The organism is Duodenibacillus massiliensis (assembly GCF_900128485.1).
Taxonomy (GTDB): domain Bacteria; phylum Pseudomonadota; class Gammaproteobacteria; order Burkholderiales; family Burkholderiaceae_F; genus Duodenibacillus; species Duodenibacillus massiliensis.
The window spans coordinates 2159-9289 of sequence record NZ_LT635858.1; the positions used below are offsets into that span (position 1 = coordinate 2159).

Genomic DNA, 7131 nt, shown 5'->3' on the forward strand with positions numbered 1-7131 from the left:
TCAACAGCCACCTTGAGATCCTTGGGAGCATAAACGTGCTTGACGGGCGGTACGCCTTCGACAATGAGCTGAACAAAGTAGCGCATACGGCCGCGGATCATCCGCCGGACAAGACGGCAGTATTTGACACGCTTAAAGCCGGACGGATCTGTTGCTGAAAGAAGAGCTTCTTTCTGCCAGGCATCCGGCGCTTCAGCCTTTATCACCAGATCCAGAACCTCGAGCGTCCACGTCTTAGCCTTCCAACGCAACCCTGTTTTGTTTGATTTTCCCTCAACGCTGTGCAAGCCCCGTTTAGCACTCTTAAACCGCGGCTGACCTCCCTGATGAAGCAGCCAGCGCTCAATGCCCTGCCAGACACGTGTGGCAATTTTCTGCGCTTCGTTGATGCCGATGCGCTTTGTAAAGCCGCCCTTGGCTCGGTGCTCTTTCACGACATCATGCAGGGCATACTCGGAAAGGTGGGCGGACTTCTGAATTTCCTTAAACCGCTTGTTGCGGTCTTTGCCCTTGGGCATCGCGGCCGTCAGCTTCCATGCCTCAGTGCTTTTCATGGCGCGCACGCGTTTCTTTGCCGTTCCGAGAACAGCATTGAAGAGCTGGCGTGCATCGGAGAAGTAGGTCTCCAGTGCACTTTCCTGATCCTCTCCGATTTTCAGGCCCAGCTCGATGACAAAGGACGGTGTACGCGATTTCATAGCGGCTGAATATACCTTAAGCGAAAACTATGTGCATGGTTTGGCTGCGTTTGGGCCAAGATTAAAAAAATTTCGAAAGCCCGCATTCCTCCCGGGGCTCAAGCCCCGGGCTTCCTGCGGGAAATTCTGTGAGCGAAGAAAACCGCTCAGCGCTGATAAAACCGTCCGCTGCACGGGCGCGCTCAGCGAGCTTTTGCGCAAGCGCGAGATAGCGCTCCCGGCCGCCCGGAACAAATTCCGCCTCAAACAGGACAACCACAGACATTAATGACTCCGCATCAGGATTTTGATGCGGTGATCGTATGATCTCCGAACATAGATCAAACAGCATTTAACATGGATGAATCAACAAAAGAAGCAACAGAAGGATGGCGCTGGTTTTCCCGTGACTTCGTGCTCGGACAAAAGCGTCCTGAACACCGACACGCTGACGCACAGCTTCTTTACGCAATGAGGGGCGTGATGCTTGTAAAAAGCGGTACGGTGCGCCGCATCATCACGCCCAACCAGGCACTTTGGATTCCGGCGGGAACGCCGCACGCGATTCATTTTCTGTCGGAAACCGCGATGCGTACGCTCTACTTTACAAAAGCGCCGGAGCGCATGCGTGTGTTGCGTACCCTCTCCATTACGCCGCTCATCAGGGAGCTGACGGGAACACTGTTTCTTAAAAACCTCAGTACCAAAACCAACGGCCTCATGCCGGCACTGATTCTTCAGCTTGTGCAGGAAGCACCGGTCACGCCGGCTGATCTTGCACTGCCGGCAGAAACCGGTCTGAGGCGCACGGCGGAAATGATTCTCTCCAAAGGCCTCTGGAACACACCCCTGGAGCAGTTTGCAGCCGCACTCAACATGACGCCCGTCACATTTTCGCGGCACTTTCAAACAGACACCGGCATGACATTTCGGGACTGGCGGCACCGCGCGCGGCTCACGCTGTCAATGGAACTGCTCGCGCAGGGACTCACGGTCAAACAGACGGCGCTGCGTCTCGGATTTTCGGACCCCTGCGTCTTTACGGCCGCGTTCAGGCGCCTTTTCGGCGCCACACCCACGGCACTCATGCGCAACCATACAAAGCCCGCGGCTACCTGAAATAATCCTCTCACAACTTTTGGGGCTTTTCTCTTTTATGCGGTTACTTCACACCTCCGACTGGCATCTGGGCAGAACGCTTTGCGGCGAGCGGCGCGATGCGGCCTTTAAGGCCTTTCTTGACTGGCTGCTTGAGCTCATTGATGCCCGCGCAATCGACACGCTTCTGATCGCAGGCGACATCTTCGATTCGGCGATGCCCCCGATTTCAGCCCAGAACCAGTACTACGAATTCCTGGCGGCACTGCGCACCCGCACGGCCTGCCGCAACGTCATCATTGTTTCGGGTAACCACGATTCCGCGCTCTTTCTTGACGCGCCGGGCGCACTTTTAAACGCCTTAAATATCCGCGTGATCGGGCGTGCTGCGGAAAACCCCGAAGACTCGGTCGTTGCAGTGACTGACAGTAAAGGTGCAACCGAAGCCGTTGTCTGCGCCGTTCCATTTTTGCGTGAAAGCGATCTGCATACGCTCACGGATGCCGACACACTCACCAACCGCACCGAGCGGATTACTGAAAGCGTCGCAGGTCACTACCGCAAAAGTAAGGACGCTGCACTGCGCCTTTACCCAGCTCTCGAAGAGAGCCTCCCCCTTATCGTCACGGGGCATCTTTTTGCCCGCGGCGGCAAGACCGGCACGAGCGAACGGGAGCTATATGTAGGAAGCCTCGGCGACGTCCCGGACAGCGTCTTTCCCCCTGAAGCCGACTATGTGGCGCTAGGCCACCTGCACCGGCCGCAGACCGTAGCCGGCAACCCCGCGCACCGTTACTGCGGGTCACCGATGGCGCTTGACTTTTCCGAGGCCGCCGGCCGCCACTGTGTAAACCTTGTCACCTTTAACGGCAAAACGCCCGCCGTTGAAGAAATCGACGTTCCCGCCTTTGACCAGCTCGCGCACATTGAGGGCGACGAAGCCGCAATCTCTGAGGGGCTCGCAAAGCTCGCGCAGGAAAAAACGCCGGTCTTGGCTGAAGTCATTCACACGGGAGATACGCCGCTCACCGGCCTTGAAAAACTCTGCCGTGACGTGACCGAAAAGTCCTGCGTCAAAATCCTGCGTGTTTCTGACCGCGGCTACGTCCGGGCCGTACTTTCCGGCCAGGACACCGCCAAAAGCATTGCCGATCTCACGCCCGAAGAAATCTTTGAACTGCTTTTAAAGCAAAAGTCTGTGGCTGAAACCGAAAAAGAGGCGCTGCGCACGGCCTACCGCAGCATTTTGGAAACGCTCGCACAAAACGACGTTCCCGCCGGAGACAATCATGCGCATTGAAGTAATCCGCCTCACCAACCTCAATTCCCTTGCGGGCGCCTGGGAAATCGATCTCACCGATCCCGTGTACGGTGCCGAAGGCATTTTTGCGATTACCGGTCCCACTGGGGCGGGAAAGTCGACGATTCTCGATGCCGCAGCGCTTGCGCTTTACGGAAGAACACCGCGGCTTGACAAGGTCAATAAGTCCGAAAACGAGATCATGACCCGCGGCTGCGGCGTTGCCTCTGCGGAAGTGATCTTTTCCACGGGTTCGGGGCGCTACCGCGCCGAATGGCACCAAAACCGCGCGCACGGCAAACCCGAGGGGGCCCTTCAGGACTACACAAAGCGCCTCTCGCGGGAAACGGCGCCCGGCACCTGGGAAGTGCTCGCGGCCGAGAAAAAAGCGGTGGTTGACGCAAAGATCGTTGAACTCACCGGCATGGACTACGACCAGTTCACGCGCTGCGTGCTTTTGGCGCAGGGCGATTTTGCGGCGTTTTTAAAGGCCGACGCTGACGTGCGTGCCGCAACGCTTGAGCAACTGACCGGCACCGAAATCTACAGCCGGATTTCCATTGAAGTGCAGCAAAAGGCCGCGGCTCAAATGAAGGCTCTTGCCGACCTTGAGGAACGGCACAACGCCGTGGGGCTTCTGACCGATGAAGCGCGCACTGAACTTGCCGCACAAAAAGAGGCCTGTGCCAAAGAAAGTGCTGCGGCTGACGTTGAGCGCAAGCGGCTTGAAGCTGTGATCGTCCGCTACGACGCGCTTCACAAAGCCGAAACTGAACTCACCGAAATCCGCGTCCGGCAGGAAAAAGCACGGGCTGAGAACACGCTTTTAAACCCGGAACGCGAAAAACTCGCAGCGCACCGCGCAGCCGCTCCTTTAACAGCCGATGCCCGCCGTGCCGCAGAAGCCCGTCAGTCCGTCAGGAACGCTGACACCCGCGCCAAGGCCGCTCAGGACGCGGCACGCACGGCGCAGACGCAGGCAGACAAAGCCCGCTCGGACCTCACCGCCGCGAAAGACCGTGCGCTCAAGGCTCAGAGTGACTACGAAAGGCTCCTGGCCGTCATTCCGGAAGTGAAGACACTCGATCAGTCCGCGGTAAAACTCACAGCCGAAACGGAAGAACTCAGAAAGCGGGAAACGCTGCTCAAAAACGAAACGGAAACCATCACCCGGGAAATCCAGACACTGCAGGCAACGGTCACAAAGACACAGGCCGATCTTGCCGCAGCCTCACGCTTTGTCAGGGAAAACGCCGCGTTGGCAGGGCTCACGGAAGCGCTTCCCGGGCTATCGGCCGCACTGCAGTCCGTGATCACGGCAACCGCTGATCAGCAAAAAGCGGCGGCTGAAGCACAAGCCGCGAAGACAACTGCCGAAGAGGCAAACAAAGCCTATAAGGCCGTTCTTCCTCAGGCTGAAGAGGCTAAAAAGAAGAAAGAAGCACTCAAAAAAACAGGGCTTGAAACGCGGGAGCGGCTCACCAAGCTTCTTGACGGAAAAACAGAAGAGACCCTGCACTCTGAGGTGACCGCGGGCGAAAAAGTCCTCGGCAATTTAAAGCGCCTTCCGGAACTTCTCGCCGCCCTCAGTGAAAGCCGGGAAACGCAGGCGCGTCTTCAGAAGGAAAAGGAGGAAAAAGCCCGACTTCTTGCTCAAACCCGCACGAGCGTCACGGCAACGGAAGAAGCACTTAAAGCCGTGGAGACGGCCGTCACGGCGCTTGAAGGGCAACTCGCCGCCCTGGACCTTGTGGCGCGGCTTAAGGTTGAGCGCACCAAACTCACCGAGGGTCACCCCTGTCCCCTGTGCGGTGCGACGCATCACCCCTGGGCGCACGAAAGTCCGGAAGCGGATACCGCGGGCATCTCGGCTCAGTTAAAGGACCAGAAAACCCGGGAAGCAAAACTCAAAACAACGCTGGACGAAAGCCGCCTGTCTTACGCGCGGCTTGAAGCACAGTGCACGGAACTTGATAAGCGCCTCGCAGAAGCTGACACCGCCGGCAACAAGTGCCTGACAGCCCTTACCGGACAATCAGCGCTCTGCGGGTTTTCCGAAGTGCCGTCAGCCGATACGGTAAACCGCCGGATTACGGAACTCATAGCGCAGCAGACCGCCGGTCTTAAGCGTCTGACCGACATCCGCTCGGTCTCCGCTGATCTCATGCGTCTGCGGGAAAGTTACGCAAAACTTGAGGAAAAGAACAATGCCCTCACCGCACAGGAAGCCTCCCTCAAAGCACAAAATGATGCTGCTCAAAAGACGCTTGCCGAAGCCCGCAAACGCGTCTCAGATTCGGACCTGACGCTCACGGCTGCCCTCAGCGCCTACCGGAAACTCACCGCACCCTACGCTGAAGACACGGTGTCGGCTCAAAACTCTGATGCGCTTTACAAACGCCTTAAAGAGGCGTCACTGCGCTACGAAAAAGCCAAAAAAGATCAGACGGACCTGCAGGCGCACTGCGATAAGACCACGGCTGAAGAAAACGGCAAAAAGACGCTTTTAACCGCAAAATCACAGATGGCTGCGAGAGCTTCATCCGAACTCAAAACCCACACAGAAGAACTCGCCCGGATTCAGTCCCGGCGCCGAGAGCTTTTCGGCGCGCAAAATCCCGACACCGCGGAAAAAACGGCCGTCACGGCGCGCGATGCGGCACAAAAAGCGCTCGCCGCCGCAGAGACTGCCGCAAAAACAGCTGACGCCGAAGTGACCCGCACGCAGACGGAACTCAAGTCCTCTGTTGAGTTTCTTACCAAAGCTCAGAGTCTTCTCAGTCAGACGGAAGCGGCCTGGACAGCGCTTCTTGCTGAAAAAGGGTTTGAAAACGAAGCGGCCTGGGCTTCTCACCTCATGACCGACACAGCAGCGCAGGCGCTTGAAGTCAAGATTGCCGCTGCCGAACAGTCTGTCATCGAACTCACGGCGCTTTTGCGGGAGAAAACAGCAAAAACCCAGGAACTCAAAAACCAAACCATGCGGGATGACACCGAAGAGCGTGTGCGGCAGCAGGCTGCAGAGGCCGCCGCCCGCATCCGCGCCAACACCCTGCGCACCGGAGAACTCAGCCAGCAGCTCGCCGCGGACGATGAGCGGCGCAAAACCGCGGGGCAGATTGCCGAAGAGATACGGCGTCAGGAAGCTGTCTGCAAAACCTGGTCAACGCTTAATGCGCTCATCGGGTCGCATGACGGCAAACGCTACCGCGAGTTTGTGCAGGGCATTACCTTTGAGCGGCTGATCGCCAACGCCAATCAGTCGCTGTCTGAACTCACCGACCGCTACCTCTTGGTACGAAACCAGGCTCAGCCTCTCACGCTTGACGTGATCGACAACTGGCAGGCGGGTACCGTGCGCTCGGCCAAAAACCTTTCGGGCGGCGAATCCTTCATTGTCAGTCTCGCACTCGCGCTCGGCCTTTCGCGTATGACCGGAAGCTCAATCCGGGTGGATTCGCTCTTTTTGGACGAGGGCTTCGGCACGCTTGACGAAGACGCCCTCAACACGGCACTCGGGATGCTCTCGGGGCTTCGCAGTCAGGGAAAACTGATCGGCGTGATCTCTCACATCAGTCAGATCCGCGAGCGTATTCCGGTACGTATTGAAGTACGCCGCAAGGCGGGCGGCGTCAGCGAGCTCGCCGGTCCCGGCATCCGGCAGAAAGCGGCGGAAAAGACTGTTAAGAAGGAACAGGTAAGATGAAGAATTTATGAATAAATTATTCATATCCGTTCATCGCTGATGCTAAACAACCCGCGCTTGCGCGCTTGAAAGCGCGGGGTTTCCTGACACAGTGCAGGCTTTCCCGTAACAGGCAAGGTTTTTGAGGCCTTGTCTGCCCGGGCGTCCCCTGCACCACAGGAACATTTAAAACGCAACCGCTCTACGGGTACGGGCTTCATCAGCTCGATCCGTCGGTTCCGGCGAAGGACTGCTTCGTCTTGCCGATTCGCTGGTTTGTACTGCACTACTGATCCGACGTTCCCTGAGACTTGTTTGAGCCTCGCAAGCGCTGATTGCTCAGCCTTCAGATCGTAGCTGTCAGTGGCGGG

5 protein-coding genes and 1 pseudogene are annotated in these 7131 nt (G+C 57.6%); 3 read left to right on the forward strand and 3 right to left on the reverse strand.

What is annotated here, in order from left to right; translation table 11 throughout:
- Both BQ7486_RS02120 and BQ7486_RS02125 read right to left on the reverse strand, forming a co-directional pair.
- Window positions 1-698 (reverse strand): annotated as a pseudogene (locus BQ7486_RS02120) (hypothetical protein); the annotation flags it as partial.
- A gap of 61 nt (window positions 699-759) precedes the next feature.
- A complete protein-coding gene (locus BQ7486_RS02125) occupies window positions 760-963 on the reverse strand; it encodes an antibiotic biosynthesis monooxygenase family protein (protein WP_074008799.1) in 204 nt (67 codons plus the stop codon).
- Between the two features lie 71 nt (window positions 964-1034).
- Between BQ7486_RS02125 and BQ7486_RS02130 the strand changes: the two genes are divergently transcribed.
- From BQ7486_RS02130 to BQ7486_RS02140, 3 genes are read left to right on the forward strand one after another with little or no spacing between them, the layout of a single operon-like run.
- On the forward strand, window positions 1035-1796 hold the full coding sequence (locus BQ7486_RS02130; protein WP_074008800.1) for an AraC family transcriptional regulator: 762 nt from the start codon (window positions 1035-1037) through the stop codon (window positions 1794-1796).
- Window positions 1797-1833: 37 nt separating this feature from the next.
- Window positions 1834-3075, forward strand: coding sequence for an exonuclease SbcCD subunit D C-terminal domain-containing protein (locus BQ7486_RS02135; RefSeq protein ID WP_074008801.1), 1242 nt, complete (start codon window positions 1834-1836; stop codon window positions 3073-3075).
- Complete coding sequence (locus BQ7486_RS02140; protein WP_074008802.1) at window positions 3065-6781, forward strand: AAA family ATPase; 3717 nt, start codon at window positions 3065-3067, stop codon at window positions 6779-6781. The genes BQ7486_RS02135 and BQ7486_RS02140 overlap by 11 nt, the downstream gene beginning before the upstream one ends.
- Before the next feature lie 20 nt (window positions 6782-6801).
- Here the strand turns inward: BQ7486_RS02140 and BQ7486_RS02145 are convergent.
- Window positions 6802-7131 (reverse strand): hypothetical protein (locus BQ7486_RS02145; protein WP_162272225.1); only part of this gene is annotated, 330 nt, incomplete at its 5' end.